The sequence below is a fragment of the Kitasatospora papulosa genome (genome assembly GCF_000717245.1).
Taxonomy (GTDB): domain Bacteria; phylum Actinomycetota; class Actinomycetes; order Streptomycetales; family Streptomycetaceae; genus Streptomyces; species Streptomyces papulosus.
In genome coordinates this window covers 1,187,048-1,213,575 of the sequence record NZ_JNYQ01000004.1, presented here as the reverse complement: position 1 = coordinate 1,213,575, position 26,528 = coordinate 1,187,048, and the positions used below count along the sequence as shown (strand labels likewise).

Sequence of the window (26,528 nt, the reverse complement as noted above, 5' to 3'; positions counted from 1 at the left end):
ACACCATGTGTGGAGCACAGGCCGGCGGCCCCGACGCTTCGACGATCAAGCCGGGCGAGACGACCATCCAGGGCAGCGTGACCCGCGACGGCGAGCCCGTCACCGGCTACGTCCGACTGCTCGACTCGACCGGTGAGTTCACCGCCGAGGTCCCGACCTCGGCGACCGGGCAGTTCCGTTTCTACGCGGCCGAGGGCACCTGGACGCTGCGTGCCCTGGTTCCGGGCGGCACCGCCGACCGTACGGTCGTGGCGCAGACCGGTGGCCTCGCCGAGGTCGCCATCGCCGTGTAGTTCACGCGCACGGACGGCCGGAGGGCCGCACCCCAGGGGGTTGGACGCCACCTGACACGGGGTGCGGCCCTTCGCGCCGTCCGCGTGCGCTTCCGCGCCGGTGAGCCCTACGCTGGACTCATGTACGCCCGGCGCAGGCGCGTCTATTTTCTGATGATGGGCGGATGCCTCTTCCTCTTCGTCTCCGCCTGGGCCTTCGTGCGTCTGTGGTCCGTCCCCGCGGCCGTGGCGATGTGCGTGGTCGCCATGGTCCTGCCGCCCGTCGCCGCGATCGTCGCCAACCGGCGCGGACCCGAGGACCGTTGGTGGGACGATCCCTCACCGGGATCCAGGGCACCGGGGTCCAGGGCACCGGGCTCGCGGCCCGAGGGCTCCGCGCCCGACCTCTCCCGGCCCTCGAAGCCCCCTCCCCCCGCCTCGCGGCCGCGCTCGCCGCAGCAGGCCCCCACGGGAGATCCGACGTCCGACCGGTGGTGGGACGAGCTCGACGGCAGGGACAACCGCCGCTGAGGGCCGTCCCGTGGGCCCATGGCCCGGCGGGATCAGTACACGAGGGCCTGAGTGCCGTCCGCCATGGCCTCCTGCACGAACACCTGGGCGCCGGCGATCCTCACGCCGTCCAGGACGTCCTTCTCCGTGATGTCGCGCCGCGCCGCACACTGCGTGCAGAGCGTGATCCCGCCACCCGCCAGGATCGAGTCGATCAGATCGGGCAGGGGCGCGGAGTGCGGCAGCTCGAACTCGGCCGCGCGCCCCGGCAGGGCGAACCAGGCGGACTCGCCGGTCAGCCACAGGGACACCTCGACACCACTGGCGACGGCCACGGCCGCCACGGTGAAGGCCTGCGAGCAGCGCTCGGCGGCGTCGGCTCCGGCGGTCACCTTGATCACGAGCTTCTTCGACATGTACCGAACTGTAATCCTCGGCCGGACAACCTCCCCCGTGACCTGTGGGTCTGCTGTGTGCGCAGGTGATGCGACCTGCGCCTCAGGTCTCATGGGGGGACCCTTTTGGAACCGAACGACACCCTTTTTGACGTGCCGCCGGAGGCACCGGCCGAGGCACCGGCCGCCCCGGTGCGCACCCGCCCGCGCGGCCGTACGGCTCTGCTGATCGCCGCCGCGGCCCTGCTCGGCATCTCCGGCGGTACGGCGATCGGCTACGGCATCCAGGCGCAGCGGCCTCCGTCGCCGTTGCCCGCGCTGTCGCAGACGGAGCTGGCCTACCCGGCGAAGGCGCTTCCCGCGGACAAGGTCCCGGCCCCGCTGCCCGCCTCGCAGGACCACCGGGTCAAGACGGACGGTGATCTGCGCAAGCTGATCATCGACCGCCCGGCGGGCTGGAGCGAGGACGAGGACGCCGACTGGCTGGACGACGGCTGGATGAGCGTGGGGGTCCTGGCACGCGGCTACGAGGTCGAGGACGGGATGTTCGAGTACTTCCTGGAGTCGGACATCCGCCGTGTCGCGGGTGCCGCCTGGACGAAGGGCGAACACCGCGAAGCCACGATCACGCTCACGCAGTTCTCCTCCGGGACGGACACGACGGCCGAGGACCACGCGGTCGGTCAGCGCTCGTACATGGCCGATGACGATCACGCGGGCAACAACGGCGACCTGGTCAAGGGCAGCGGCGAAGGCCGCTACTACGTCTACGGCGCGGACCTGGAGCCCGGCTACGAGCCCTTCTACCGGGCCCGGGCCGTCGTGCACCGGGGCGACATCATGATCGAGATCAATCTGTACGACACCCGGCCGATCAGCAAGAAGGACATCCGGACGCTGGTCGAGCGACAGCTGGAGCGTGTGTGAACGACATGACCCCGCCCGAACCCTCCGGCGGCGCCCCGCTCCACGGAACGTCCGGAGCCCCGGAGGCTTCCGCAGGGCGCGGCCGCGCCCTGCGTGTCCTGCTCGCGGCGCTGCCCTTCGTCCTGGTGCTCGGCGCCGTCGGCGGTGCCGCGGCGTACACGAAGATCACGGTGGACGGCGCGGACCGCACCGCCGAGACCACCACCTGGGACGTCCCCGAGCGTGAGCTTGACAAGGATCCCGCGGGGGACACGAGCCGCGGCAGGTCGGACACCGAGCTGAGCAAGCTGCTGCTGCCCGTGCCCAAGGGCTACCGGCTGGGGCCGGACGACGGGGAGTACGGAAACGACGGCGAGGCGGAAGGTGAGCGGGCCGTCGCCGCGATGAAGGAGTCCGGCCGCGGGCTCGCGGGCAAGGAGCGCCGGGAGTTCGACGGCCGGATCGACAAGCTCCGGCTGCAGGGTCTCGCCGTCCGGTCGTACGTCTCCCAGGAGAACGACCTGGAGGTGCACGCCGTGATCGTCCGGATGAAGGACAAGAAGGCCGTGCGGGACCTCCACACCTTCCGGACGGGGCTCTTCGATCTCGTCGGCCTCTTCCGCGACGGCCCGAAGGTCCAGGGCCACACCCGTAACGCGACCTGCTACCTGCAGCCGAAGGACAGCGACAGCGACATCGAGGACATGATGTGCGCGGCGTACGACGGTGAGCTCAGCATCAGCTACCGGGCGACGGGCACCAAGCCGGTCGACAAGAAGGCCGTCGCCGAGCTGCTGAAGGACCAGCTGGACCACATCTCGTCCCCGGGGGAGTACATATGACCGAGCAGACGGCAGCGCCTGCCGACACGGCCGTTCCGGCCGCCGTCCCCTTCCCGCCGGCCCCGCAGGACCCGCCGGCCCCTCCGGCTCATGACCCGGTACCCGCCGCACGCCCCCCGCGCCGAGTGCTGCGGACCGTCCTCCGGTGGACGGCCGCCGTGCTCGTCATGGGCGGGCTGGGAGCGGGCACGGTCGCCGGCATCACGTCGATGAAGCGCACCGACGTTCCGGGACTCGCCACGAAGAGCGACGGGCGCTGGGACTACCCGGTGCTGAGCCTGCCCGCGCTGCCCGCCGACGCGCCCCGCCCGTACAGCGACTCCAACACCGCGGAGGTCCACCACGCGGACCTGCGGCGCCTGCTGCTCCCCGCGCCGGCCGGCGCCACCGTCGACAAGGAGCTCGACGGCGGCTGGACGGACGTCGCCCGCTTCGTCTCCGAGTACGGCAAGGACGACCGGGCCGCCCTCACCCAGCACCTGAAGGACTCCGCCCTGCGGCACATCGCCGCGCGCGGCTGGACCATGCCGGACGGCACGTCGTCCCGCGTCTACCTGCTCCAGTTCAACTCGGTGGCGTACTCCACCGCCTTCGAGGGCGAGCTCTTCGACAGCGACTCGCTGCCACGGGCCCTCGCGGGGGCGCCCGAGCTCGACTTCGACGGGGACTGGGCCTCCGACGCCCGGGCGGAGTACACGACGGTGCGCGCGTTCTCCGAAGCCCGGCCGTACGGCGCCGAACAGGTCCGCCACGCCTATGTGCTGGCCGGGGACACGGTCGCCCTCGTCGTCCACAGCCGCAAGGGGAGGGCCGGCACCGAAGCGGTTCCGTTCCACCAGACGCTGGTGCTGCAGAACCAGCTCCTGGGCTGATCCGGCCGCGCCCGGGGGAAACCCCGCGCCGCCGCGCCGGGCCCCCACCCATTAGGCTGGGGGCCCGGCCGTCCGCTGCCGTCATGTCGTTCGTTCCGAGGAGCTCCCGTGCTTGAGGCTTTCTTCTCCGCTCTGCTGGTCCTGGTCTGCGTCGGCGTGCTCGCCTTCGCCGCCGTGACCGTGAAGAAGCTGTACCAGGGCCAGCGCTGACCCTCGCCGAACACGTCCCGTACACCCTCACAGATCGTCTGAGCCGCTCATGATCGAGATTCCGTCCGACCTCCACCCGGACCTCGTGCCGCTGGCCTTCCTCCTCGGCAACTGGGCGGGTGCGGGCGTCTCCGACTTCCCCGGCGCCGAGAAGTGCAACTTCGGCCAGGAAGTGACCTTCAGCCACGACGGCCGTGACTTCCTCGAGTACGTCTCGCACTCGTGGGTGCTGGACGCCGAGGGCAACCAGGTCAAGCCGCTGGAGTCCGAGTCCGGCTACTGGCGCATCGACAAGGACCGCAAGGTCGAGATCGTCATGGTGCGCGACCAGGGCGTCGTCGAGGTCTGGTACGGCGAGCTGGCCAAGCAGAAGCCGCAGATCGACATCGCCACCGACGCGGTGGCCCGCACCGCGGCCTCCGGCCCGTACAGCGGCGGCAAGCGCCTCTACGGCTACGTGCACAGCGACCTGATGTGGGTCGGCGAGAAGGCCACCCCCGACGTGGAACTGCGGCCGTACATGTCGGCGCACCTGAAGAAGGTCGTCACGCCGGGTGAGGTCGCCGAGATGGCGAGGGGCCTCGGGGACCTGCCGGACGACGGCATCGCCTTCTTCAAGTAGCCGGACCGGGCCCCGTTCCGCACGGACCCGGGGCCCCACGCCCGCCCAGCCCTACACTGGGGCTGTGGTGAGCACCGACTGGAAGACCGATCTTCGGCAGCGTGGCTACCGGCTGACGCCCCAGCGCCAGCTCGTCCTGGAAGCCGTCGACAAGCTGGAACACGCGACCCCCGACGACATCCTCTGCGAGGTGCGCAGGACGGCGTCGGGCGTGAACATCTCCACCGTCTACCGGACCCTGGAGCTCCTGGAGGAGCTCGGGCTGGTCAGCCACGCCCACCTCGGGCACGGTGCCCCCACCTACCACCTGGCGGACCGCCACCACCACATCCACCTCGTCTGCCGTGACTGCACGGACGTCATCGAGGCCGATGTCGACGTGGTCGCCGACTTCACGGCGAAGCTGCGGGGTGCCTTCGGCTTCGAGACCGACATGAAGCACTTCGCGATCTTCGGGCGCTGTGCCGACTGCGCGGCGAAGGCGGCCGAGGACGGGCCGGCCGGGAGCGCCGGCGGGCGGTAGTCCGAGCCGTACGAGTCGTACGCTGGTCGCATGAAGAGCCCCCTGCTGTCCCTGCCCGGTGCCGTTCCCGCCGAGGGGCGTGACGAAGGCGTCGCCGCGCACTACGGCGACCTGTTCCGTGAGCAACGCGCACTCGCCGACGGCAGCGGTCTCGTCGACCTCTCGCACCGCGGGGTCGTCACGGTGACCGGAGACGACCGGCTGGCCTGGCTGCACCTGCTGCTCACCCAGCACGTCAGCGACCTCGCGCCGAACCAGGCGACCGAGGCGCTGATCCTCTCCGCCAACGGACACATCGAGCACGCCCTCTACCTGGTCGACGACGGCACGACGGTGTGGATGCACGCCGAGCCCGGGACCCAGGGCGACCTGGTCGCGTACCTGGAGTCGATGAAGTTCTTCTACCGGGTCGAGGTCGCCGACCGCACCGAGGACTTCGCCGTGGTGCACCTGCCGGCCGGTTCCATCGCGGAGGTCCCCGACGGGGTCGCCGTGCGCGAGACGGCCCACGGCCGCGATCTCTTCCTGCCGCGCGCCGACCTGGAGCCCTACGCGGCCGCCCACGGCCCGGTGGCCGGGATCCTGGCGTACGAGGCGCTGCGCGTGGAGGCGTACCGCCCGCGCCTGGGCTTCGAGACCGACCACCGCACCATCCCGCACGAGCTGGGCTGGATCGGCAGCGCCGTGCACCTCCAGAAGGGCTGCTACCGGGGACAGGAGACGGTCGCCCGTGTCCACAACCTGGGGAAGCCGCCGCGCCGGCTCGTCTTCCTGCACCTCGACGGCAGCGAGGTGCACCTGCCCGGACACGGGACGCCGGTCCGGCTCGCCGCCGACGGACAGGAAGGCCGCCAGCTCGGCTTCGTCACCACCTCGGCCCGCCACCACGAGCTGGGGCCGATCGCCCTGGCCCTGGTGAAGCGGAACGTCGCGGTGGACGCGGAGCTGATCGCGGGTGACACCGCGGCGGCCCAGGAGACGGTCGTCGAGCCGTAGAGGGGCGGGGCGGGCCGCTACACCTCGACCAGGACGGTGAACGGGCCGTGGTTCGTGAGCGAGACACGCATGTCCGCCCCGAACCGGCCCGTCTCCACCCGTGCGCCGAGGGCGCGCAGCTGCGCGACCACCTCGTCGACCAGCGGTTCGGCGACCTCGCCGGGTGCCGCGGCGTTCCAGGTGGGCCGGCGACCCTTCCTGGCGTCTCCGTACAGAGTGAACTGCGAGATCACCAGCAGCGGGGCGTTCACGTCCGAGCACGACTTCTCGCCGTCCAGGATCCGCAGGGTCCAGAGCTTGCGGGCGAGCTGTGCCGCCTTCTCCGCGGTGTCCCCGTGGGTGACTCCCACCAGCACACACAGGCCCTCACCGACGATCTCGCCGACCGTCCCGGCACCCTGCGAGTCGTCCGCGGCGCCCGCCACGGTGACGCTCGCGCCGTCCACCCTCTGTATCACTGCACGCATACAGACCAACCTATCTTGGGCCGAACGGGTACAGAGCACCTGCATGAACACCGTGCGTAGTGGCACCATGCACGATGTCGGTGTGCCGACGCACCGGTCGAGGGGACGGAACATCATGACGACACGTGGAACCGGGCCATCGTCCGGCGCCGTACCGAGGACGCGTACCGCCGGCCTTCGGCCGCCGGTCCAGCGGACGGGTGCCGCGCCGGGGCAGCCGCCCACCCCGCCGCCCGTACAGATGCCCGCAGCGGTGTCCGTGCCCGGGCAGACCGGAGGCGGTGCGGTCGAAGGTCTGGCCTCCGTGCGACCACAGCCCGAATTCGGCGGGCTGCGACTGCCGGATCTGCGCACCCTGCGCCGTGACGCCCAGCGTGACGAGGCGGACCTCAGTTACGTACGCCGCCTCGTCCAGGGCCGCATCGACATCCTGCGGGCGGAGCTGGCCCGGCGGGTGGACCCGGAGTCCCCCGTCGTCGACCGGCTCTCGGAGATCCTCACCGACACCCCGTCCGTCCACCGCTCCTCGGTGCGGCACGTCACCCTCACCACGCCGCGCAGCGACGAGTACCGGCAACTTGCGGCGGACACGCTCGCGGAGGTCGGGCTCTCCGACCTCGACGCCCGGACGGACGAAGAGCTCCTCGCCGCCATGGGGCGGCTCGTCCGCTACGAGCGGCAGGTGTCGCGGCGCCGTCACCGGCTCCAGCGGACCGTCGACGATTGCAGCGCGGAGATCGCCCGCAGGTACCGTGACGGGGAAGCACAAGTAGCGGACCTGCTCGCCTGAAGCGACCCTTCCGGGGGCGGGTCACAGCCCGTCCCCGGAAGGCCACCCGCCCCATGACCTCCTTCATAGCTCCCTCGTCGACCCCGTCCCCCGAGCTCCCGGTGCTGGCCGAGGTCGTACGGTCCGGTTTCACCGAGGGCCGCCACCGGGGATCGCTGGTCGTCCTGGCCGCGGACGGGAGTGTGGAGCTCGCACTCGGCGACCCGGCCGGCCCGGTGTTCCCGCGCTCGTCCAACAAGCCGATGCAGGCCGCCGCGATCCTGCGGGCCGGCCTGGACCTCTCGGGGGAGCGGCTGGCGCTGGCCGCCGCGAGCCATTCGGGTGAGGGTTTCCACCTCGAACTGGTCCGCACGATGCTCGCCGAGCACGGCCTGGAGCCGGACGACCTCCAGACCCCGCCGGACCTGCCGCTGGACCCGGTCGAGGCGGAGGAGTACCTCGCGGCCGGGGGTGTGCGGGAGCCGCTCACCATGAACTGCTCCGGGAAGCACGCGGCGATGCTCGCCGTCTGCGTACGCAACGGCTGGGACACCGCCACCTATCTCGACCCGGCGCACCCCCTGCAGAGGCTGGTCGGCGAGGTGGTCGCGGAGGCGGCGGGCGAGCCCGTCGCGGCGGTCGGCACGGACGGCTGCGGGGCCCCACTGATGGCGATCGGGCTGGTGGGCCTGGCCCGTGCGTTCCGCTCCTTCGTGCTGGCGGAGCCCGGTTCCGCGGAGCGCCGGGTCGCGGACGCGATGCGGGCGCACCCGGAGTACGTCGCGGGCACGCGGCGTCCGGACACCTGGCTGATGCGGGAGGTGCCGGGCACGCTCTCCAAGATGGGCGCGGAGGCCGTGCAGGCCGTGGCCCTCCCCGACGGCAGGGCACTGGCGTTCAAGATCGACGACGGTTCCACCCGCGCCCTGGGCCCGGTGCTGGCCAGGGCCCTCGAACTGGTCGGCGTGGACGCCCCCGTGGTGTCGCGGATCGGGCGTGCGCCGCTGCTGGGCGGTGCCGAGGAGGTCGGCGCGATCAGGGCGGCGTTCTGAGCCGGGCCCGCAGCCGGGCGGCGGGAAAAGCGCGCGACATCACGCGCGCCCCGTGCCTAGCGTGGGCCGTATGAGCCTTGATCCGCGCCTCGTGACCGCCGCCGAATACCCCGACTGGCTCCGTGCCGTCGGGACCGGGTTCCTGCGGGCGTCGGCCGCGGTTCCCGGCGAGCAGGAGGTCGCGGTGCGGCTGGCACACACCGATCTCGCCCGTGTCCAGGGCGTCTTCGACGCCGGGCGCTGCGTGGCGACCTTCCGGTCCTTCGCGCAGGAACTCACCGTCGTCGGCGGGGCGAAGGTGCGGGCGGACGCCGTCACCGCCGTGACGGTCACCCCCACGCACCGCCGGCGCGGGCTGCTGAGCCGGATGATGGCCACGGACCTGGCCGCGGCGAAGGAGCGCGGCGACGTGGTCGCCTCGCTGATCGCCGCCGAGTACCCGATCTACGGACGGTACGGATTCGGGCCGGCCGCCTGGGCCACCGAGTGGGAGATCGACGTCCCCCGGGCGGGTCTGGATCCGCGTGCGAGGATCCCCTCGGAAGCGGACGGCGGCCGGATCGAACTGGTCGACGGAGCCGACGTACGCAAGCTGGGGCCCGAGCTCCACACCCGTCTCGCCGCCCGGCAGCACGGTGTGGTCTCGCGGGACGAGCGCTGGTGGCAGCGCAGCACCGGGGTGGACCTCCCCGCGTACGAGACGTGGACGGAGCCGTTCTACGCGGTGTACCGCTCGGCGGACGGGGAGACGGACGGGTTGATCGCCTACCGCGCCGACGACCGCTGGGGCGACGGGAAACAGCCGCTCAACAAGGCGACGGTCGTCGGCATGACCGCCGTGACCCCGGCGGCGGAACGCGCCCTGTGGCAGTTCGTCTGTTCGATCGACTGGATCACCACGGTCCGTACCGGCTACCGCGCCCCGGACGACCTGGTGCCGCTCCTCCTGCCGGACCCGCGTGCCGCCCGCGTCGTGACGTACGCGGACTGGCTGTGGCTGCGCGTCCTGGACGTGCCCCGGGCCTTGGAGGCGCGTACGTACGCCACCGGGGCGGCCCTGGTCCTGGACGTCCGGGACCCCGCAGGTCTGGCCGGCGGCCGTTTCCTGCTGGAGGTGTCACCGTCGGGCGCCTCGTGCGTCCCGACGACGCGGGACGCGGACCTGTCCCTGGACGTGGGCGAGTTGGGCACGCTGTATCTGGGGGACGAGTCCGCGCTGCGGCTCGCCGCGCTGGGCCGGATCGAGGAGCACCGTGCGGGGGCGGCGGCGGAGGCCGACACGGTGTTCCGGGCGCCACGGCGGGCGTGGTGCCCGGACGTGTTCTGAGGCTTCACCGCCACCCTGACCGTTCCGCCGGCCTGGACCGCCGGCGCAACGGTGGTCAGTCGGTCGGCGCGAACAGCAGGGCCAGGATGAGGGCACCGGCACAGGCGCAGTTGGGGTTGCCGACCTTGGCGCCGAGACTGAGCAGGGTGACACCGAGGGTGCCCATGACGCCGTACTTCCACTGAATGATCTGCTCAAGGCCCAAGGTGATGAAGGGCATGGCGGTCACTCCTTCCCAGATGGAGGAATCGGCGCGGTACGCGCCGCTGGGTGGGGGAGGCCGGCTACCGTGCGCGACGCTGCGCATGAACCAGACAAGTTCCTTACAAGTCCCCCGTTTGACTTGTCGTACTTATGCCCCGCTGTGGCAGCCTCACAAACTTGTATGGTTATTTGGTTAGTTGTTGGCTTCAGGCTGTGACTGGCGAATATGTGTGCCCCATCTCAAAGTGCCAGCACAGGAGTTGTAAGGTTGCAGTGTGACAAGTCATGGGTCCGTCCCGCGTGATGCCAAGTTCCAGTACCGGTGGGTAGCCGACGAACTGCGCAAGGAGATCAACAGCGAGGCGTACGCGCCGGGGGAACGTCTCGCGACGCAGGAGGAGTTGGCGTCGCGCTTCGGGGTCTCCCGGGCGACCGTCAGTCAGGCGCTGGCCATTCTGCGCAAGGAGGAGCTGATCGTCACCCGGCAGGGAAGCGGGTCCTACGTGGCCTCCGAGCCCGACGAGACACGTCAGGTGCCGGCGCCGACCGGGAGCCCCGAAGGCGGCGTGTGGGCCGTCGTCTCCGAACGCGTACCGCCGGTTCTGCTCAGGCCCTACCTGGTGGAGGCGTTCGAGGCCAACGTGGTCAAGCTCGACGTCTTCTCGATGACGACGGAGTCGCTCGCGGCGCGTGTCGTCGACCAGAAGGACCGCATCGTCGCCGGAGAGGTCAGCCCGCCGCGGAGCATCACCGCGCGGCTGCTGCTCCCGAACACCGAGTCGACGGCGCTGGCGATCCCCCGGCAGGTGTCCGGGGAGGACGACCCCCGGGTGCGCGCGCGGCTCGGTGGGATCCTGCACAGCCACGTGACCATGCTGCGGTCCGCCCTGTTCGAACTCCGCCGGCTCAAGCTCGTGGAGGAGGTCGACGTGCAGGTGCGACTGGTCCCCTTCGCGCCCCAGATGAAGCTGTACATCCTGAACAACCGTGTGGTGCTGCAGGGCTTCTACATCCCGGAGGAGGGCACCGCGACCCTGCCGGACGGGGAGGAGATCGCGACGTACGACGCCTACGGCACGGGGGCGACGCTGTATCCCTTCCGGGCCTCCGCCGACTCCACCCCCGAGCAGGCCGGAGTGGTGCGGGCCGCGCGGAAGTTCTTCAACGCCACCTGGGAGAACCTCGCCACGAGGGCGGCGTTCTGACCGTGCCGGGTACGGCAACCCATCCGACCGCCCTTCCCGAACGGAACACCCACATGAGCGCCCGGCGCGATGCTTCCCTCTCCGGCGCCACGGATCGGTGCCCGGCCGCACTCCTGGAGGCGGCGGACTGTGTCCTCTTCGACTTCGACGGCCCGCTGTGCGACCTGTTCTCGGGGCGCCCGGCCTCCGGGGTCGCCGAACGCCTGGCCGGCGAGCTGCGGGACGTCGACCCCGTCGTCGCGGCATCGGCGGCGGGTGACCCGCTGGCACTCCTCCAGGCGGTGGCCAAGCACCATGGGAGCAGCACGGCGACGGACCGCGCCGAGCGTTTCCTGACCACCGAGGAGGCCGAGGCCGCGGGCGTCGCGACGCCGACGGCGTACGCGCTGGAGCTGATCGGGGCGCTCGACGCCGGTGGCTGGAGGCAGGCGGTGACCACCAACAACTCCCCGGCGGCGGTCATCCGTTTCCTCGAGCGGCACGGGCTTTCCGTCCCGGCCGTCGCGCACATCCACGGGCGCACCTCCGACCCGGGGCTGCTCAAGCCCGACCCCCACTGTCTCGTCCGCGCCCTGGAGTCGACCGGTTCCACCGCGCAGGAGGCGGTGATGATCGGTGACTCGCCCGCGGACTGCCTGGCCGCCAAGGTGGTAGGTGTACCGTTCATTGGCTATGCGGTGAACGGGCGCAAGCGCCGGGCGCTCGAGGATGTGGGAGCCCGGTGCACGGTGCCTTCGCTGCGGGGCCTTCTGGAAGCGGCCCGGCGGCGTGTGCGGTCGAGGGAGCCGGGAGCGGGACCGCCGGCGGCCGGCGTCCACGGGTAGGGCCAGGTCCTGTCCGGACGGGAACCGGCCGGCGGTCGTTGCCGTCCCCTTCACGGTCGAGGGAGCAGGCGGTGACGGTCGACACCACGATGGGCGTGCACGGATGCCCGGGGGGCGGTCCCGGCGCGCCGCGGGACGGGACCGCGATCGAGGGCCCCTACCGAGGCCATTACCGCGAGACGTACGTCTTCGCACTGCCGGACGGGCCGATGCGCTGCAAGGTGCACGAACCGCGTTCGGAGCTCTTCCGGTTCGACCGCAGGTGTTTTCTCTCCGAGGACCGGCTGCTCCTGGACCTGCGGGGCCGGGTGAGCCGGATACCCGAGATCGTCGTCCTCGACGAGCACGTCCTGCTGCAGGGGTTCATCGAGGGGAGCACGCTCGGAAGCAGTCCGACGGGGGCCCTCTCCCCTCGGCACACGGGGCAGTTGGAGCGGCTCTTCGGTGAACTGGTGGCCCTGGACGCCTCGTCGATCGGCGCGCGCAGGATCTGCGACCGCACGGACCACCCGGACGACGGCAACGCGGCGTCCTTCCTGGACGGCCTGATCACGTTTACCGAGCAGCAGGTCTACCGGCGTCACGATGACCGCTTCGGCTCACTGTTCCATGCACTCGGCCTGCGGGGAGACGCGTTGGACGGCATCAGGCGCCGGGCGTGGACGCTGAGCGACCGCCCCTTCACCCTCCTCCACGGCGATCTGCACGGGCTGAACTTTGTCGTGGACGCGGCGGACGACCTCTGGACCATCGACTGGGAACTCTCCATGATCGGTGATCCGCTGTACGACCTCGCCACGCATCTGCACCTGATGAGGTACTCGGCCCGGGAGTCCGACCGGATCGCCCGCCGCTGGGCGTCGGCGGTGCGGGGTGTGCGGCCGGAGTGCGCGAAGGGGTGGCGTGACGATCTCGGTACCCTCCTGGCGTACAAGCGCGCCCAGTCCGTCTACACGGATGTGATCCGCGGAGCCATCGGGCTGGAGCGGCCGGGACCCGGACCCGCGCCGGTCCGGATCTCCCTGACCGCGCACCGGATCCGCGAGGTGCTGTCGTGTGCACGGGTGCCGCTCGGTCTCGGTTCTGTGCCTTCGGTGCGTGAGGTCATGAGCGCCTACGACCGCTGGCTCCGCGCCGTCACCGCGTCCTGACCGTGAAGAGCGCCCCGGACAGGGCGACGGCCACCAGCAGGATTCCCGCCGCCCACGCGAGCGCGGTCCAGGGGGTGTTGCCCACCGGCTGGTCCAGGAGGAGCCCCCGGAGGGATTCGATGGCGGGGGTGACCGGCTGGTGGTCGGCGAAGCCGTGGAGCCAGCCCGGCATGCTGTCGACCGGGACGAACGCGCTGCTCGGGTAGGGCAGGAACGACATGAAGAAGGTGAACCCGCCGGCCGCTTCGGGCGTGCGGGCCAGCAGGCCGATCGCCGCGGAGATCCAGGACAGGGCGACGATGTAGGCGAGCAGCACGGTGGCGCCGGCGAGCCAGCCGGCGGGGGTGGCCGCGGGGCGGAAGCCGATGAGGACGGCGACCGCGAACACGAGGGCGGTGGAGACCAGATTGCGTACGGTGCTCGTCACGACATGGCCGGCGAGGATCGGCATCCCGCCGACGTCCAGGGAGCGGAAGCGGTCGATGATGCCGCCCTTCATGTCCTCGCTCACCGCGACCGCGGTGGTGGCCGAGCCGAAGCCGGCGCACAGGAAGAGGACGCCGGGAACGACGTACATGACGTACGAGTCGTAGGCGGCGCCCGTGTCGATCGCGCCGCCGAAGAAGTAGACGAAGATCAGCATCAGCATGATCGGCAGCATCATCGAGGTGATGACGGCGTCGGTGTTGCGGCGGCTGAGGAGGAGGCTGCGGCCGGTCATGACCGTGGCACGGGTCAGTGCTCCGGGAGCGTCAGACATGGGCCGGTGCCTCCGTCGCCGCGGTGGTGAGCGCGAGGAAGACGTCGTCGAGGGTCGCGGTGTGGAGCGAGAAGCGGTCGACGTCGGTGCGGTGCGGGTCGATCTCGTCGAGCAGGGCGCGTGCGTGGGCGGCGGTGCCGTCCGTGGGGATGCCCAGGGTGCGGGTCTCGGGGGAGTGGTGGACGGCGCGGGCGGCCAGTCGGAGGTAGGCCTCGCGGGTGCTGAGCACGAGGTCGAGCCGGTGCCCGGAGACGCGTGACTTCAGGGAGTCCGGGGTTCCCTCCGCGACGATGCCGCCCTGGTCGAGGACGGTGACGCGGTCGGCGAGCTGGTCGGCCTCGTCCAGGTACTGGGTGGTGAGCAGGACCGCGGCGCCCCGGCCGGCGAGGTCGCGGACGACCTGCCAGAGCTCGCGGCGGCTGCGCGGGTCGAGGCCGGTGGTGGGTTCGTCGAGGAAGAAGACGCCGGGCTCGGGTGAACCGACCAGCCCCGCCGCCAGGTCGAGGCGCCGGCGCATCCCACCGGAGTACGTACGGGCCTGGCGGCGTGCCGCGTCGCCGAGGCCGAAGCGGACGAGGAGTTCCTCGGCGCGCTCGCGGGCCCGGGCGCGGGGCAGACCGGAGAGCCGCGCCATCATCCGCAGGTTCTCCTCGCCGGTCAGCGTCTCGTCGAGGGCGGCGAACTCTCCGGTCAGGCTGATGGCGCGGCGTACCCGGCGCCGGTCGGTGACCACGTCGTGGCCGGCGACGAGCGCCGTGCCGGAGTCGGCGGTGGTCAGGGTGGCGAGGATCCGCACGGTCGTGGTCTTGCCCGCCCCGTTGGGACCGAGGAGTGCGTGGACCCCGGCGCGGGCGACCCGGAGGCCGACGCCGTCCAGGACCCGGACCCGGGCGCCCGGTCTCCCGTAGGACTTGGTCAGGCCCTCCGCCTCGATCATGACGTCGTTCATGGCCGTGCTCATGACGATCCCCCTTCTGCGTATGCTGTACGCGTTACTGTGTAAGCATTACGCAAACCTAGGATGGTGGCAAGCCAGTACTGGGGAAGGCGGCTTCGGGTGACGGAGAAGAGCAGCGCGTCGGGCGGCACCGGCCTGCCGGCCAGCATCGAGGCGGCGTGGGGCCTGCGCGACCGCCCGGTGAAGGGTCCGAAGCCCGGACTGACGCTGGACCGCATCGTCGCCGCCGCGGTGGCGGTCGCCGCGTCGGAAGGGCTCGCCGCCGTCTCCATGGGCCGGGTCGCCAAGGAGCTGGGTGTCTCCACGATGGCGCTCTACCGCTACGTCTCCGCCAAGGAGGAGCTGTACCTCCTCATGCAGGAGGCGGCCATGGGAGCCCCCGAACCCCTGCCGGCGCTGGAGGACGGCGCGGGCTGGCGGGAGGCCCTCGGCCAATGGGCGTGGGCCCAGCGCCGCGTGTTCCACCGCAATCTGTGGGCGTTGCGCATCCCGATCGCGGGTCCGCCGGCCAGCCCTCATTCGATCGCCTGGTGGGAACAGGGGCTGCAGGCGCTGGAGGGCAGCGGCCTCGACGAGGGCGACAAGATCTCCGTCGTCCTCTTCGTCGGAGGCTTCGTGCGCAACGAGGCCCTGCTGATGAGCGATCTCGCCGCCGCCGTCGAGGCGAAGGGCCTCGCGCCGCAGGAGGTGATGTCGCAGTGGGAGCGGACGGTGGAACGGCTCACGGACCCGGTCCGTCATCCGGCACTGTCCCGCCTGCTGGCCTCCGGCGTCATGAACGAACCGGACCAACCCGACCACGAGTTCGTGTTCGGCCTCGAACGGGTCCTCGACGGTGTCGAGGCGCTGATCAGGAAGGGTGCGTCGTCATGAGCGCCGAGAGGATCGGCCTGCGCGCCCGCAAGAAGCAACTGACCTACCAGGCCGTCTCCGACGCAGCCATCTCGCTGTTCCTGGAACGGGGCTTCGACAAGGTCTCCGTGGCCGAGGTCGCGGCGGCGGCGGACATCTCGAAGCCGACGCTGTTCCGGTACTTCCCGGCCAAGGAGGACCTGGTCCTCCACCGGTTCGCCGACCACGAGGACGAGGCGGCCCGTGTCGTCTCCGGCCGGCCGGACGGTATGTCACCGCTGGACGCGCTGCGCCACCACTTCCTCGACGGCCTGGACAGCCGCGACCCGGTGACCGGGCTCTGCGACGTCCCGCAGGTACTGGCCTTCCACCGGCTGCTCTACGGGACACCGTCGCTCGTCGCCCGGCTGTACGGCTACCAGAGCCGCTCGGAGGCGGCGCTCGCCCGCGCCCTGGACCCCGGGGCCCCGGTGGCGGCGAGGCTTGCCGCGGGCCAGATCGTCGCCGTACTGCGGATCCTCGCCGAGGAGAACTGGCGGCGTATGGACGCGGGGGAGAGAGCCGGTGCGGTGTACGGGGACGCGGTCGAGGCGGCCCGCCTCGCCTTCGCGCAACTGGGGCGCGGGCTGTTCACGCCTCCCGCCGCCTGAGGCCGGACGGTCCGTGCGACGACGATCCGGACCAGGGCGTCGAGTTCGCACAGCACCGCGTCACGGGGCGGATCAGGCGACGCCGGCCGGTCCCGTCGCGCCCGGCACGGTCAGGCGGCGCCGGCCGGTTCCGTCATGTCCAGCGCGGCCCCGTAGAGCCGCGACACGCGGACCCGGATGACCACACGCCGTTCCGCCACGGCCTCCTCCAGGAAGGCGCGTTCGGCGGCCGGATCGTCGAACCCCGGTGTCAGCGAGAGGAGTTCCCGCCCCGTCCGGTCCCCGGCCTCGGTGGTCGGCTCCGAGACCTCCGCGACGCCTTCCGCCACGGCGAACGACCAGATGTCATCGCCTCGGACATGCAGGGAGGCGTGCGGGTTCCGCCGCAGGAGCCGTGCCTTGAGGCGGTCCACGGTGGTGGAGATCAGCAGGACGCGCTCCTTCTCGTCCCACCGGTACAGCACGGTCGACAGATGCGGGTGCCCCGTGGAGCGGACGGCGGCGAGGACGCCGAACTGCTGCTCCCGCAGGATCCGGGAGAGCGCCGAGTCGTCGAGGGGCCGGGGTGCGGGCTTGTCGCCGGTGGCTTCGGGGGTCTTCACGGTGTGCCTTTCGGTTCGTGGGACACGAGCCCGGCGTCGTCCCGGCCCCCGCCGGCAACCTGAGGGTCGTCGGTGCGGGAGGGCGTCACGGGGAGCACGCCGCCGTCGGTGCCGTCCTGCCGGGTGGCTCTACTGAAGAAGACCGTAACAGATGGTTTTGTTGCAGACTATATTGCGCGGTCCTTTCTTCGGGGTGCTTCGTACGTCTGTGGTGGTCCGTTCTTCAGGTCGCGCCCGCCCTGGCCTGGGTGCTCACCCCTGGCCCTGGCGCGCCCGCCGGACCGGCCGGGGGTTCGCGGAGGGCGTGGCCAGGTCGCCCGTGGCCAGCTGGTTCAGGGCGTGCAGCAACGCCTCCCGGGTGCCGTCGGGGAGTGCCTCCAGGGCGTCGTGGTGGACCCGGTCGACGATCTCCTGGCTGCGCGCGGCGATCCGTGCGCCCTCCTCGGTGACGGCGATGATCCGGGCCCGCCGGTCACGGCTGGAAGGCTTCCGTTCGGCGAGGCCCGCCTTCTCCAGGGCGTCCACGGTCACCACCATCGTGGTCTTGTCCATGTCGCCGATCTCCGCGAGCTGGATCTGCGTGCGCTCCTCCTCCAGGGCGTGGACCAGGACGCAGTGCATGCGCGCGGTCAGTCCGATCTCCGCGAGGGCGGAGGCCATGCGGGTCCGCAGGACGTGTCCGGTGTGATCGAGGAGGAACGACAGGTCGGGTTCCGTGCGGCGGGGAGTCAGGGCGGTCATGCCGGCCAGGGTAACAATTCGTACCGAGTCGGATAGTCCCGAAACGGACGTTACGGCGGTGCGGGCCGGGCCCAGATCGTGCGCACCAGCGGCTCGAACGGACGAGCCGGCAGGGGCGGCGCCGCACTTATCGGCCGGGCACCACGGGACGAGCTCGGTCCGCCTCTCGGGCCGCCTGCTCCAGCCGGTTCCGATGGCTTTCCCAGTAGGCCGCGTCGCCGGGCGGTACGGCCACGTTGTCCTCGCGCATGCCCACGGAGCCGTCGATGAGCTCGCGGACGATGTCGGCGTGCCCGGCGTGCCTCTGTGCGTCGGCGATCACGCGCACCACGGCGTGATGCAGGGTCACCTCGGCCCGGTGCGACGCCCACCAGGGCACCGTGCCGACCGTGTCGAGCGGCAGTGCCTCGATCGTCCCGTCCGCGTGGGCCCAGGCCCGGTGGTAGAGCCCCACGATCTGCTCACGCGACTCGTCGGCGGTGGCCCACATGTCCGCGTTGGCCTCGGCCTTCTCGTCGACCCAGGGCAGCGGCTCACCGGACGGCCGGGCGAAGGTGTCGCCGAGGTAGCCGAACTCCACGCCGGCCACATGCTTGACCAGGCCCAGCAGGTTCGTGCCGGTCGGAGTCAGCGGGCGCCGGACGTCGTACTCCGAGAGGCCTTCGAGTTTCCACAGCAGGGCGTCGCGGGCCGACTGGAGGTAGAGGCGGAGTTCGGCCTTGGCGTCGGGGCTCTCAGAGGCGGTCATGGGGCCAGTCTGCCGCCGCCGGTGCCCGGGTTCACCGTCTTTTTCGCCGCGCCCGCGAGCGGTGGCCGCGGTGCCCGGGCACCCCGCCCGGGCACCCCGCCCGGGCACCCCGCCCGGGCACCCCGCCCGGGCACCGCGCCCGGAGCGCCGAGGGCTGCGGATACCGGGGCCTGCCCTTCCGGGCTGCAGGTGTGAGCGCGTCCGGCCGCACCCCGTCGTGGAGCGGCATCGTGGGGTGGAACACTTTTGCAAGCACCCGCTTGCAAAAGTTAGCAAGGCTGGTGCACCATCGACGCATGGCATCACTCAACGTCGGCAATCTCGGCGAGTACCTGCGTGAGCAGCGGCGTACCGCGCAGCTCTCCCTGCGGCAGCTCGCCGACGCCGCCGGGGTGTCCAATCCGTATCTCAGCCAGATCGAGCGCGGTCTGCGCAAGCCGAGTGCCGAGGTGCTCCAGCAGGTCGCGAAGGCCCTGCGGATCTCCGCCGAGACGCTCTACGTGCGGGCCGGGATCCTCGACGAGCGGGAGCGGGAGGAGCTGGAGACACGGGCGGTCATATTGGCCGATCCGTCGATCAACGAGCGGCAGAAGAACGTACTGCTCCAGATCTACGACTCCTTCCGCCGGGAGAACGGTTTCGATGTCGCGCCCGACACCGGGTCCGAGTTCCACGGCGCCGCCGAGGCGAAGAGCAGAATCGATGCCGACGCGGACGGCGGTGCCGAGAGCGGTACCGGTCCGGATGCCCGCGGCCCCCGTACGGCCGGCGGTAGTGATGCAGACCCACCAGCGAACTGACTTCTGATGATCCGGGAGGACCACAGTCATGGCCATCACCGATGACCTGCGCAAGACCCTCACCGACCCGACGCCCCTCTACTTCGCCGCCGGTACGGCCGACCTCGCCGTGGAGCAGGCGCGCAAGGTCCCGGCTCTGATCGAGCAGCTGCGGGCCGAGGCGCCCGAGCGGATCGAGGCGGTGCGCAACACCGACCCGAAGGCCGTGCAGGAGCGGGTCACCACGCAGGCCAAGGAGGCTCAGGCCACCGTGCAGGCGAAGGTGACCGAGGTCTTCGGGGCGCTGGACACCGACCTCAAGAAGTGGGGCGAGACCGCCCAGGACCTGGCGCTGCGGAGCGTGGGCGTGGCCGCCGAGTACGCCGTCCGGGCCCGGGAGACGTACGAGAAGGTCGCCGAGCGCGGTGAGCAGTCCGTGCGCACCTGGCGCGGCGAGACGGCCGACGAGATCGTGGAGATCGCCGCCGTCGTCGAGGCCGAGCCGAAGGCCGTGCCGAAGCAGAAGTCCGAGACCGCGGCCAAGCCGGTGACTCCGGCGAAGCCCGTCACCTCCGCGAAGCCGGTGTCGTCCGCGAAGCCGGCCGCTCCCGCCGCGAAGAAGCCCGCGCCGAAGACGGACGCTTCCCGGACGGCGCCCGCCGCGACGGCGAAGAAGCCGGCGCCCGCGCGGAAGCCCGTGGCGAAGAAGACGACCCCGCCCGCGAAGTAGGCGGAAGTGGTCAGAGGATTGCCGGAGCAATGCGCCGGGCACCTTTCGGGGTGCCCGGGGCGTTGTCCCGGTACCTTGGCCGCGAGGCGCTCATCCACTGACTAGGCGGTGTTCACCGTGTTGCTCGAAGCATTCGGCTCGATCCTCCAGCTGCTGTACCTGGCCATGCTCGTCCTGGCCGTGGTCGCGCTGGTCTTCGCCGTGACGGCGCGCGAGGACGCCTACCGGGCCGCGGACAAGCAGAAGAAGTCCTTCTGGCTGATCATCCTCGGGATCACCGTCTTCGTGAACCTCGTCATCCCGATCCTGTTCCTCCAGATCGCGGGCGTGATCGCGTCCATCGTCTTCATGGTGGACGTGCGGCCGGCGATCAAGGCCGTGTCGGGTGGCGGCGGACGCCGCGGAGGTTCCAGCAGCGACGGACCGTACGGCCCCTACAACGGCGGGCGCTGAGCCCCTACGACGGCGGGCGCTGAGCCCCTACGACGGCGGGCGCTGAGCGACCGCCGGCGAGGCGGCACCGGGGCGGGAGCGCATGGCGTTCCTGCCCTTTCGGCGTATCCGGGCCTCGTCGCGTTCCAGCAGCAGGACCGCCACGTCGTCGGTCAGCTCGCCGCCGTTCAACTCCTGGACCTGGGTGACCGCGGCCTCCAGCAGCGCTTCGCCGCCCAGCCCCTGGTCCAGCCGGCCGTTGACCATGGCGACCATGCCGTCCTGGCCGAGCCGCTGGGTTCCGCCCTCCCCGACGCGCCCCTCTATCAGCCCGTCGGTGTACATCATCAGGCTCCAGGAGCCGCCCAGCTGCACCTGGCGGCGGGGCCACCGCGCGTGCGGCAGCAGGCCGAGGGCCGGGCCGCCGTCCTCGTACGGGAGGAGGTGCGCCGCTCGTCCCTGCCGGGCGATCAGCGGTGCCGGATGTCCCGCGATGCACAGCCCGGCGCGGCGGCCGTCGGGGGCGATGTCGACGGTGCAGAGCGTCGCGAAGATCTCCTCGCTCTGCCGTTCGTGCTCCAGGACCTGCTGCAACGTGGCGAGCAGGTCGTCGCCGCAGAGCCCGGCCAGCGTCAGCGCGCGCCACGCGATGCGCAGTTCGACGCCGAGCGCCGCCTCGTCCGGGCCGTGCCCGCAGACGTCGCCGATCATGGCGTGGACCGTGCCGTCGGGGGTGCGGACCGTGTCGTAGAAGTCGCCGCCCAGCAGGGCACGGCTGCGGCCCGGCCGGTAGTGGGCGGCGAACGCCAGGTCGGAGCCGTCGAGGAGCGGGGTCGGCAGCAGCCCGCGTTCCAGTCGGGCGTTCTCCTGGGCGCGCAGCCGGGACTCGGTCAGCTGGTGCTGGGCGATGTCCGCGCGTTTGCGCTCCACGGCGTACCGGATGGCACGGCTGAGGAGCCGCCCGTCGAGCTCGCCGCGGAAGAGGTAGTCCTGGGCCCCGACGCGTACGGCCTCGGCCGCGCGCTCCGCGTCGTCCTCCGCGGTGAGGGCGAGCACGGCATGACGCGGTGCGATGCGCAGGATGTGTTTGAGGGCGGCGAGCTCGTCCGGCCGGCCGGTCTCCTCGTCGCGGCCGTCGGCGCGGGCGCCGGTGGGCAGCGAGGCCGCCTCCAGGTCGAGGTCGAGCAGGATGCAGTCGACGTCGTCGGTGAGCAGCCGGCCGGCCTCGGTGAGATTGCGTGCGGTACGGACGCGGACCCGTGCACCCGCGGTGGACGACAGCTCGGGGACGGCGATGGTGCCCGCAGGGTCGTCCTCGATCACCAGGAGTGTGAGGTCGGCGCCATGAGTGGTCTCCGCAGCGGGAACGGCACGTTGCTGCGGTACGGGTACGGGCATCGGTTCGGGTTTCCTTCCCTCCCCCCGAGGGCGCGGCGGATCGACGAACGACGAACCGCCGACGGGGACGATAGCGGTCCGCGGCGGAGGAACGGAATGGCGTCGGGCGATCATCGTCCGTCATATGCGCGGCCATAAGCCGCGTCCCGCCACGGATCCGGCGTGATGGGTGCGCGCGAATCGGACATGAGGTCATGACGAACATCACGCGACGGACACGCGTTGCGCACATTCCCCGGGACGCGTCCGGCGAGCTCTGCGGTGTGCGTCACGTGCACCCCGTCGCGGGGTGCCGTTCGCCGGGTTTCTCCGGCCGGGAGTCGCCGGCCGGGGGTCACCGAGCGCGTGCCTCCGGCCGGGTGTCCCGTCTCCGGGCGGCGGGTCCCGGGTCCTCGTCCGGGCGTGCCTACTTGTCCGGCCGGACCACGCCCAGGATCTGCATCGACCCCGCGCCCGCCAGCGTGACGTTCCGGCCGGGCCGCGGCGCGTGCACGATCTGCCCGTCGCCGACGTACATCCCGACATGGCTGGCGTCGCCGTGGTAGATGATCAGGTCGCCGGGGCGCATGTCCTGGACGGGGATGCGGGGCAGTTGCCGCCACTGCTCCTGGGAGGTCCGGGGGATCGGCCGCTTCGCCGCCGCCCAGGCCTGCGAGGTCAGTCCGGAGCAGTCGTACGAACCGGGACCCTCGGCTCCCCATACGTACGGCTTGCCTATCTGACCGGTCGCGAAGGCCACCGCCTGCTTTCCGGCGGCGCTCGCCTCGCGGTTGATGTCCTTCAGCGCGCCGGAGGAGAGCCATGCGGTCTGCGCCGTGTACGCGGCGTTCTGTTCCAGCTCCAGGAGTCTGGCCCGCTCCTCCTTGGCCATCTGCGACTCGAGCTTCTCCGCCGCCTCGATCTTCCCGTCGATGTTCTTCTTGGCCTTGGCCTGCTTGACGCGATTGGCCTCGATCTTCTCCCAGTTGAGGTTGGCGTCCTTGGTGTACGTCTCCAAGTCCTCCTGGGCCTGCTCCAGTTCGGTCAGCATGCCCTTGGTGGCCTGCTGGCCCTGCCTGGCCTGGTTGACGCCGTCCATGAAGAGATCCGGGTCGCCGCTCAGCACCAGCTGGGCACCCGGGGGGAGTCCGCCGTTGCGGTACTGCTCGCGGGCCTGGGCGCCGGCCCTGTCCTTCAGTTCGGCGATCTTCGCCTGGCCGTCGGCGATCGACTTGGTCAGCCGGACGATCTCGCCGGACTGCTTCTTCGCCTGCTCCTCGGCGAGGTTGTACGCGTCCGTGGCCGCCCCGGCCATGCGGTAGAGGGTGTCGATCTCCTGGCGTACCTCGTCGAGGCTCTTGCCCGCGGCGGCGGGCGCGGTGCTTGTCGGGCCGGGCTCCGGTATCGGAGCGGCCATGGCCTGGACCGGCGCGGTCAGCAGGGCCAGAGCGCAGACCAGAGTGATCGCGGCAGTGGCACAGTGGCGTCGGTTCACAAGCTCCCCCTCCGGGCGAAAGGCGCGAAAGCCGTATCGCGGAATTCTGACTTACCGTCAGTAACGTTTGTGTGACGACGCGATCGTGCCATGTCGTCCCGTAAAGCAACAGAGGTTCGCGCCACCCTCCCCGTCACACAGGGGGACGAACGGTGATCCTCCGCCGTTCCCGGATTCTCGACGTTCCCCTTACCCAGCGGTGTCTCATCACCGGGTCCGCGCGGTGCCCGCTCAGCCCGTCGCGGGCCGCAGGGCCGACCAGCGCACCGTGATCTCGCCCTGCCGCCACCGGCGTACGCCGTCCGTCAGGGGCCAGTCGGCCGAGACCGCGCGGGCCGCCGCGATCCAGCGCTGGCGTGCGCCCAGGGACGCGTAAGGGGAGGCCGTGGCCCACGCGCGGTCGAGGTCCCGCAGGAAGGCGTGCACCGGTTCGCCCGGCACGTTGCGGTGGATCAGGGCCTTCGGGAGGCGTTCGGCGAGGTCCGAGGGCCGCTGCAGTGACCCGAGCCGGGTCGCGAAGGTGACGGTGCGCGGACCCTCCGGGCCGAGGGCGACCCAGACGTGCCGGCGCCCGATCTCGTCGCAGGTGCCCTCCACCAGCAGTCCTCCGGGGGCGAGCCGGGCGCACAGCCGCTGCCAGACCGCGGTGACCTCGCCCTCGTCGTACTGGCGCAGGACGTTCGCGGCCCGGATGAGGGCAGGCCGGCCGGCCGTGGGGATCTCGAAGCCGCCGTGCACGAAGGTGAGGCCCTCACGCTCGTACGGCTGGGCCGCCGCGACCCGGCCGGGGTCGATCTCGACGCCCACGACCTCTGTCCGCGGCTCGACGGCACGCAGTCGCTCCAGCAGTTCGACGGCCGTCCAGGGCGCGGCGCCGTAACCGAGGTCCACCGCGACGGGCGAGTCGCTGCGGCGCAGGGCGGGGCCGTGGGTGGCGGCGATCCAGCGGTCCATGCGGCGCAGTCGATTGGGGTTGGTCGTCCCGCGGGTCGCGGTGCCGATGGGGCGCTGGTGCATGAAAGGGAGCGTATGCGACGCACCGGCGGGCAGATGCCGAGCGCAGTGGAGGCCTCGGTGCCCTCCGGCACGCCCGTGAGCATCGCAATGATTTGGCAAAGTGGAAATGAAAGGCTGAGTTCCGCTGTTCTGGAGCTTCGAAGGGGCCGTGTGCCCCGTACGTGTCATGCCCTGAGCGAGGAGGAGCGGACCCGTGAGCCAGTACGTCTCCCGGCTCGGCAGCAGCCGTGCGGCACCCCGTATCCGCTTCCCGGGCGGTTTCGCCGGAAACCGCAAGCCGCGCCGTGTGGCGATGCTCTCCGTGCACACCTCTCCGCTGCACCAGCCCGGTACCGGCGACGCCGGTGGCATGAACGTCTACATCGTCGAGCTGGCCAAGTGCCTCGCCGCCATCGGCATCGAGGTCGAGATCTTCACCCGGGCCACCACCGGCGGACTTCCCCCCACGGTCGATCTGGCGCCCGGGGTGCTCGTGCGGCACGTCGACGCGGGGCCGTACGAGGGTCTCGCCAAGGAGGAGCTGCCCGCTCAGCTCTGCGCCTTCACCCACGGCGTGATGCAGGCATGGGCAGGCCAGCGCCCCGGTTACTACGACCTGGTCCACTCCCACTACTGGCTTTCCGGCCAGGTCGGCTGGCTCGCCGCGCAGCGCTGGGGCGTCCCCCTCGTGCACGCCATGCACACCATGGCGAAGGTCAAGAACGCTGCGCTCGCCGAGGGCGACACCCCGGAGCCCGCCGCCCGCGTCATCGGCGAGACGCAGATCGTGCACGCCTCCGACCGCCTGATCGCGAACACCGCCGGAGAGGCGGAGGAACTCATCCGCTTCTACGAGGCGGATCCGGCGTCCGTCGCCGTCGTGCACCCGGGGGTCAATCTGGACCGGTTCCGCCCCGGCGACGGCCGCGCCGCCGCGCGGGCCCGCCTCGGTCTGCCGCAGGACGCGCTGATCCCCCTGTTCGCGGGCCGTATCCAGCCGCTCAAGGCCCCGGACGTGCTGCTGCGGGCCGTCGCCGTGCTGCTGGACCGTGATCCCTCGCTGCGCTCCCGCATCCTCGTGCCCGTCGTCGGAGGCCCCAGCGGCAGCGGGCTCGCCAAGCCGGAGGGGCTGCAGAAGCTGGCCGCGCGCCTGGGCATCGCCGACGTCGTGCGGTTCCACCCGCCGGTCGGGCAGGACCAGCTCGCGGACTGGTTCCGGGCGGCGTCCGTGCTGGTCATGCCGTCGTACAGCGAGTCCTTCGGGCTCGTCGCCATCGAGGCGCAGGCGGCCGGTACGCCGGTCGTCGCGGCTGCGGTGGGCGGCCTTCCGGTCGCCGTGCGGGACGGAGTCAGCGGCTTCCTGATCCCCGGCCACGAACCGGAGGCGTACGCGCAGGCCCTGGGCCGTTTCGCGGACAGCGCGGAACTCGCCGGCCGGATGGGCGAGGCCGCGGCCGCGCACGCCCAGTCGTTCGGCTGGGACACGGCGGCGTCGGCCACCGCCGACGTGTACACGGCTGCGATGCACGACCACCGGCGCCGGGCCCGCACGCACCACGGCTGACGATCCGGCCCGCACCACGGCCGTTCAGCCCTCCGCACCACGGCCGTCGAGCGCCTGCACCACGGTTGTCGAGCGCCTGGACCACGGCTGTGGAGCCCCCGGCGGCCCGGCCCCCGTGGCCGCACCCCGGCTGAGTGCCCGGGCGGGCTGTCGTACGCTCGCACCATGGCTGACGTATCCGACGAGGCAGCAGCGGCGCAGGTCATCGAGGCGGCGCTGAACGACGCGGAGCTCGAATGGGAGAGCCCCGGGCCCGGCAACTACGTCGTGAAGCTGCCCGGCACCCGCAAGCTGTCCACGACCTGTTCCCTGATCGTCGGGCAGCACTCCCTGTCCCTGAACGCGTTCGTCATCCGGCACCCGGACGAGAACGAAGCCGCCGTGCACCGATGGCTGCTGGAGCACAACCTCCGCCTCTTCGGGGTGAGTTACGCCATCGACCAGCTCGGCGACATCTATCTCGTCGGCAGGCTGCCGCTCTCGGTCGTCACCCCCGCGGAGCTCGACCGGCTGCTGGGGTCGGTCCTGGAGGCGGCGGACGGCGCCTTCAACCCGCTGCTGGAGCTGGGCTTCGCGAGCGCGATCCGCAAGGAGTACGCCTGGCGGACGGAGCGCGGCGAGTCGACCCGCAACCTCGACGCCTTCACGCATCTGACGCAGCGGCCTTCCTGACGTCGACGGCACCGGCCGGCTCGCC

At 71.6% G+C, this 26,528-nt stretch carries 32 protein-coding genes; 21 read left to right on the top strand and 11 right to left on the bottom strand.

Annotated elements, in window-relative coordinates; all coding sequences use genetic code 11:
• Positions 1–5 precede the first annotated feature (5 nt).
• The gene (locus IA22_RS0116930; RefSeq protein ID WP_014154938.1) at positions 6–293 is read left to right on the top strand and encodes a DUF1416 domain-containing protein; all 288 of its coding nucleotides are present in this window, start codon (positions 6–8) and stop codon (positions 291–293) included.
• 120 nt (positions 294–413) lie between these two features.
• A complete protein-coding gene (locus IA22_RS0116925; RefSeq protein WP_030124050.1) occupies positions 414–803 on the top strand; it encodes a DUF3099 domain-containing protein in 390 nt (129 codons plus the stop codon).
• 32 nt (positions 804–835) lie between these two features.
• Here IA22_RS0116925 and IA22_RS0116920 read toward each other — a convergent pair whose 3' ends face one another.
• On the bottom strand, positions 836–1,198 hold the full coding sequence (locus IA22_RS0116920) for a DsrE family protein (RefSeq protein WP_030124049.1): 363 nt from the start codon (positions 1,196–1,198) through the stop codon (positions 836–838).
• Positions 1,199–1,303: 105 nt separating this feature from the next.
• Here IA22_RS0116920 and IA22_RS0116915 point away from each other — a divergent pair, with 105 nt between their 5' ends.
• The 6 genes from IA22_RS0116915 to ygfZ all read left to right on the top strand — a co-directional run bounded on the left by IA22_RS0116915 (position 1,304) and on the right by ygfZ (position 6,148).
• Positions 1,304–2,104 (top strand): hypothetical protein, encoded by an 801-nt coding sequence (locus IA22_RS0116915; RefSeq protein WP_030124048.1) that lies wholly within the window; start codon positions 1,304–1,306, stop codon positions 2,102–2,104.
• Positions 2,101–2,925 (top strand): hypothetical protein, encoded by an 825-nt coding sequence (locus tag IA22_RS0116910; RefSeq protein WP_030124047.1) that lies wholly within the window; start codon positions 2,101–2,103, stop codon positions 2,923–2,925. Before IA22_RS0116915 ends, IA22_RS0116910 begins: the two co-directional genes overlap by 4 nt.
• Positions 2,922–3,797, top strand: a complete 876-nt coding sequence (locus IA22_RS0116905) for a hypothetical protein (RefSeq protein ID WP_030124046.1) — start codon at positions 2,922–2,924, stop codon at positions 3,795–3,797. The genes IA22_RS0116910 and IA22_RS0116905 overlap by 4 nt, the downstream gene beginning before the upstream one ends.
• 259 nt (positions 3,798–4,056) lie before the next feature.
• A complete protein-coding gene (locus tag IA22_RS0116895) occupies positions 4,057–4,629 on the top strand; it encodes a heme-binding beta-barrel domain-containing protein (RefSeq protein ID WP_014154932.1) in 573 nt (190 codons plus the stop codon).
• A gap of 64 nt (positions 4,630–4,693) precedes the next feature.
• Positions 4,694–5,152, top strand: a complete 459-nt coding sequence (locus tag IA22_RS0116890) for a Fur family transcriptional regulator (protein WP_014154931.1) — start codon at positions 4,694–4,696, stop codon at positions 5,150–5,152.
• 30 nt (positions 5,153–5,182) lie between these two features.
• Entirely contained in the window at positions 5,183–6,148 is a 966-nt protein-coding gene (gene ygfZ / locus IA22_RS0116885; protein ID WP_014154930.1) for a CAF17-like 4Fe-4S cluster assembly/insertion protein YgfZ, read from the top strand.
• Positions 6,149–6,165: 17 nt separating this feature from the next.
• Here ygfZ and dtd read toward each other — a convergent pair whose 3' ends face one another.
• Positions 6,166–6,615, bottom strand: coding sequence for a D-aminoacyl-tRNA deacylase (gene dtd, locus IA22_RS0116880; protein WP_030124045.1), 450 nt, complete (start codon positions 6,613–6,615; stop codon positions 6,166–6,168).
• A 115-nt stretch (positions 6,616–6,730) separates the two neighbouring features.
• On the opposite strand from dtd, the gene IA22_RS0116875 reads away from it, so the two are divergent.
• From IA22_RS0116875 to IA22_RS0116865, 3 genes are all read left to right on the top strand, one after another.
• Positions 6,731–7,405, top strand: coding sequence for an RsiG family protein (locus IA22_RS0116875; RefSeq protein ID WP_030124044.1), 675 nt, complete (start codon positions 6,731–6,733; stop codon positions 7,403–7,405).
• A 53-nt stretch (positions 7,406–7,458) separates the two neighbouring features.
• Positions 7,459–8,436: an asparaginase gene (locus tag IA22_RS0116870; RefSeq protein ID WP_015578147.1), complete on the top strand. Its 978-nt coding sequence runs from the start codon at positions 7,459–7,461 to the stop codon at positions 8,434–8,436.
• Positions 8,437–8,506: 70 nt separating this feature from the next.
• Entirely contained in the window at positions 8,507–9,763 is a 1,257-nt protein-coding gene (locus tag IA22_RS0116865) for a GNAT family N-acetyltransferase (protein ID WP_030124043.1), read from the top strand.
• A 55-nt stretch (positions 9,764–9,818) separates the two neighbouring features.
• Here IA22_RS0116865 and IA22_RS37140 read toward each other — a convergent pair whose 3' ends face one another.
• Positions 9,819–9,983, bottom strand: a complete 165-nt coding sequence (locus tag IA22_RS37140) for a hypothetical protein (protein ID WP_014154925.1) — start codon at positions 9,981–9,983, stop codon at positions 9,819–9,821.
• A 259-nt stretch (positions 9,984–10,242) separates the two neighbouring features.
• Here IA22_RS37140 and IA22_RS0116855 point away from each other — a divergent pair, with 259 nt between their 5' ends.
• From IA22_RS0116855 to IA22_RS0116845, 3 genes are all read left to right on the top strand, one after another.
• On the top strand, positions 10,243–11,172 hold the full coding sequence (locus tag IA22_RS0116855; protein ID WP_030124042.1) for a GntR family transcriptional regulator: 930 nt from the start codon (positions 10,243–10,245) through the stop codon (positions 11,170–11,172).
• A 53-nt stretch (positions 11,173–11,225) separates the two neighbouring features.
• Positions 11,226–11,996, top strand: a complete 771-nt coding sequence (locus IA22_RS0116850) for an HAD family hydrolase (RefSeq protein ID WP_030124041.1) — start codon at positions 11,226–11,228, stop codon at positions 11,994–11,996.
• Positions 11,997–12,067: 71 nt separating this feature from the next.
• Complete coding sequence (locus tag IA22_RS0116845; RefSeq protein WP_051694800.1) at positions 12,068–13,147, top strand: aminoglycoside phosphotransferase family protein; 1,080 nt, start codon at positions 12,068–12,070, stop codon at positions 13,145–13,147.
• Here IA22_RS0116845 and IA22_RS0116840 read toward each other — a convergent pair.
• Complete coding sequence (locus IA22_RS0116840) at positions 13,134–13,907, bottom strand: ABC transporter permease (RefSeq protein ID WP_030124039.1); 774 nt, start codon at positions 13,905–13,907, stop codon at positions 13,134–13,136. The genes IA22_RS0116845 and IA22_RS0116840 overlap by 14 nt on opposite strands.
• Positions 13,900–14,868, bottom strand: a complete 969-nt coding sequence (locus IA22_RS0116835; RefSeq protein ID WP_030124038.1) for an ATP-binding cassette domain-containing protein — start codon at positions 14,866–14,868, stop codon at positions 13,900–13,902. Before IA22_RS0116835 ends, IA22_RS0116840 begins: the two co-directional genes overlap by 8 nt.
• A gap of 96 nt (positions 14,869–14,964) precedes the next feature.
• Between IA22_RS0116835 and IA22_RS0116830 the strand changes: the two genes are divergently transcribed.
• Together IA22_RS0116830 and IA22_RS0116825 are read left to right on the top strand one after the other, a co-directional pair.
• A complete protein-coding gene (locus IA22_RS0116830) occupies positions 14,965–15,738 on the top strand; it encodes a TetR/AcrR family transcriptional regulator (protein ID WP_030124037.1) in 774 nt (257 codons plus the stop codon).
• Entirely contained in the window at positions 15,735–16,367 is a 633-nt protein-coding gene (locus tag IA22_RS0116825; protein WP_030124036.1) for a TetR family transcriptional regulator, read from the top strand. The genes IA22_RS0116830 and IA22_RS0116825 overlap by 4 nt, the downstream gene beginning before the upstream one ends.
• A gap of 110 nt (positions 16,368–16,477) precedes the next feature.
• Here the strand turns inward: IA22_RS0116825 and IA22_RS0116820 are convergent, their stop codons facing one another.
• From IA22_RS0116820 to IA22_RS0116810, 3 genes are all read right to left on the bottom strand, one after another.
• Positions 16,478–16,969, bottom strand: coding sequence for a pyridoxamine 5'-phosphate oxidase family protein (locus IA22_RS0116820; RefSeq protein WP_030124035.1), 492 nt, complete (start codon positions 16,967–16,969; stop codon positions 16,478–16,480).
• A gap of 252 nt (positions 16,970–17,221) precedes the next feature.
• Complete coding sequence (locus IA22_RS0116815) at positions 17,222–17,710, bottom strand: MarR family winged helix-turn-helix transcriptional regulator (RefSeq protein ID WP_030124034.1); 489 nt, start codon at positions 17,708–17,710, stop codon at positions 17,222–17,224.
• A 127-nt stretch (positions 17,711–17,837) separates the two neighbouring features.
• Positions 17,838–18,458 carry a DinB family protein gene (locus IA22_RS0116810; protein ID WP_030124033.1) on the bottom strand — a complete coding sequence of 207 codons (621 nt, stop codon included), beginning with the start codon at positions 18,456–18,458 and terminating at the stop codon, positions 17,838–17,840.
• 296 nt (positions 18,459–18,754) lie between these two features.
• On the opposite strand from IA22_RS0116810, the gene IA22_RS0116805 reads away from it, so the two are divergent.
• From IA22_RS0116805 to IA22_RS0116795, 3 genes are all read left to right on the top strand, one after another.
• On the top strand, positions 18,755–19,258 hold the full coding sequence (locus tag IA22_RS0116805; RefSeq protein WP_015578159.1) for a helix-turn-helix domain-containing protein: 504 nt from the start codon (positions 18,755–18,757) through the stop codon (positions 19,256–19,258).
• A gap of 28 nt (positions 19,259–19,286) precedes the next feature.
• Positions 19,287–19,967 carry a hypothetical protein gene (locus IA22_RS0116800; protein ID WP_030124032.1) on the top strand — a complete coding sequence of 227 codons (681 nt, stop codon included), beginning with the start codon at positions 19,287–19,289 and terminating at the stop codon, positions 19,965–19,967.
• Positions 19,968–20,084: 117 nt separating this feature from the next.
• Complete coding sequence (locus tag IA22_RS0116795; protein ID WP_014154913.1) at positions 20,085–20,420, top strand: DUF2516 family protein; 336 nt, start codon at positions 20,085–20,087, stop codon at positions 20,418–20,420.
• A gap of 27 nt (positions 20,421–20,447) precedes the next feature.
• Here the strand turns inward: IA22_RS0116795 and IA22_RS0116790 are convergent, their stop codons facing one another.
• The 3 genes from IA22_RS0116790 to IA22_RS0116780 all read right to left on the bottom strand — a co-directional run bounded on the left by IA22_RS0116790 (position 20,448) and on the right by IA22_RS0116780 (position 24,288).
• On the bottom strand, positions 20,448–21,797 hold the full coding sequence (locus tag IA22_RS0116790; protein ID WP_030124031.1) for a PP2C family protein-serine/threonine phosphatase: 1,350 nt from the start codon (positions 21,795–21,797) through the stop codon (positions 20,448–20,450).
• A gap of 406 nt (positions 21,798–22,203) precedes the next feature.
• On the bottom strand, positions 22,204–23,271 hold the full coding sequence (locus IA22_RS0116785) for a C40 family peptidase (RefSeq protein ID WP_030124030.1): 1,068 nt from the start codon (positions 23,269–23,271) through the stop codon (positions 22,204–22,206).
• A 231-nt stretch (positions 23,272–23,502) separates the two neighbouring features.
• A complete protein-coding gene (locus IA22_RS0116780) occupies positions 23,503–24,288 on the bottom strand; it encodes a class I SAM-dependent methyltransferase (RefSeq protein ID WP_030124029.1) in 786 nt (261 codons plus the stop codon).
• Positions 24,289–24,481: 193 nt separating this feature from the next.
• Here IA22_RS0116780 and mshA point away from each other — a divergent pair, with 193 nt between their 5' ends.
• Positions 24,482–25,831, top strand: coding sequence for a D-inositol-3-phosphate glycosyltransferase (gene mshA, locus IA22_RS0116775; RefSeq protein WP_030124028.1), 1,350 nt, complete (start codon positions 24,482–24,484; stop codon positions 25,829–25,831).
• Positions 25,832–25,996: 165 nt separating this feature from the next.
• Positions 25,997–26,503 carry a type III secretion system chaperone family protein gene (locus IA22_RS0116770; protein WP_015578165.1) on the top strand — a complete coding sequence of 169 codons (507 nt, stop codon included), beginning with the start codon at positions 25,997–25,999 and terminating at the stop codon, positions 26,501–26,503.
• The last annotated feature ends 25 nt before the right edge of the window (positions 26,504–26,528 follow it).

Excerpts from the sequence above, each read along its gene's own strand:
- ygfZ (WP_014154930.1), top strand. The coding sequence starts at position 5,183 with ATGAAGAGCCCCCTGCTGTCCCTGCCCGGTGCCGTTCCCGCCGAGGGG.
- IA22_RS0116780 (WP_030124029.1), bottom strand. The coding sequence starts at position 24,288 with ATGCACCAGCGCCCCATCGGCACCGCGACCCGCGGGACGACCAACCCC.
- IA22_RS0116805 (WP_015578159.1), top strand. The coding sequence starts at position 18,755 with ATGGCATCACTCAACGTCGGCAATCTCGGCGAGTACCTGCGTGAGCAG.
- IA22_RS0116810 (WP_030124033.1), bottom strand. The coding sequence starts at position 18,458 with ATGACCGCCTCTGAGAGCCCCGACGCCAAGGCCGAACTCCGCCTCTAC.
- IA22_RS0116875 (WP_030124044.1), top strand. The coding sequence starts at position 6,731 with ATGACGACACGTGGAACCGGGCCATCGTCCGGCGCCGTACCGAGGACG.
- IA22_RS0116925 (WP_030124050.1), top strand. The coding sequence starts at position 414 with ATGTACGCCCGGCGCAGGCGCGTCTATTTTCTGATGATGGGCGGATGC.
- IA22_RS0116790 (WP_030124031.1), bottom strand. The coding sequence starts at position 21,797 with ATGCCCGTACCCGTACCGCAGCAACGTGCCGTTCCCGCTGCGGAGACC.
- IA22_RS0116800 (WP_030124032.1), top strand. The coding sequence starts at position 19,287 with ATGGCCATCACCGATGACCTGCGCAAGACCCTCACCGACCCGACGCCC.
- IA22_RS0116850 (WP_030124041.1), top strand. The coding sequence starts at position 11,226 with ATGAGCGCCCGGCGCGATGCTTCCCTCTCCGGCGCCACGGATCGGTGC.
- IA22_RS0116835 (WP_030124038.1), bottom strand. The coding sequence starts at position 14,868 with ATGAGCACGGCCATGAACGACGTCATGATCGAGGCGGAGGGCCTGACC.
- IA22_RS0116825 (WP_030124036.1), top strand. The coding sequence starts at position 15,735 with ATGAGCGCCGAGAGGATCGGCCTGCGCGCCCGCAAGAAGCAACTGACC.
- IA22_RS0116865 (WP_030124043.1), top strand. The coding sequence starts at position 8,507 with ATGAGCCTTGATCCGCGCCTCGTGACCGCCGCCGAATACCCCGACTGG.
- IA22_RS0116870 (WP_015578147.1), top strand. The coding sequence starts at position 7,459 with ATGACCTCCTTCATAGCTCCCTCGTCGACCCCGTCCCCCGAGCTCCCG.
- dtd (WP_030124045.1), bottom strand. The coding sequence starts at position 6,615 with ATGCGTGCAGTGATACAGAGGGTGGACGGCGCGAGCGTCACCGTGGCG.
- IA22_RS0116895 (WP_014154932.1), top strand. The coding sequence starts at position 4,057 with ATGATCGAGATTCCGTCCGACCTCCACCCGGACCTCGTGCCGCTGGCC.
- IA22_RS0116840 (WP_030124039.1), bottom strand. The coding sequence starts at position 13,907 with ATGTCTGACGCTCCCGGAGCACTGACCCGTGCCACGGTCATGACCGGC.
- IA22_RS0116815 (WP_030124034.1), bottom strand. The coding sequence starts at position 17,710 with ATGACCGCCCTGACTCCCCGCCGCACGGAACCCGACCTGTCGTTCCTC.
- IA22_RS0116905 (WP_030124046.1), top strand. The coding sequence starts at position 2,922 with ATGACCGAGCAGACGGCAGCGCCTGCCGACACGGCCGTTCCGGCCGCC.
- IA22_RS0116930 (WP_014154938.1), top strand. The coding sequence starts at position 6 with ATGTGTGGAGCACAGGCCGGCGGCCCCGACGCTTCGACGATCAAGCCG.
- IA22_RS0116770 (WP_015578165.1), top strand. The coding sequence starts at position 25,997 with ATGGCTGACGTATCCGACGAGGCAGCAGCGGCGCAGGTCATCGAGGCG.
- IA22_RS0116920 (WP_030124049.1), bottom strand. The coding sequence starts at position 1,198 with ATGTCGAAGAAGCTCGTGATCAAGGTGACCGCCGGAGCCGACGCCGCC.
- IA22_RS37140 (WP_014154925.1), bottom strand. The coding sequence starts at position 9,983 with ATGCCCTTCATCACCTTGGGCCTTGAGCAGATCATTCAGTGGAAGTAC.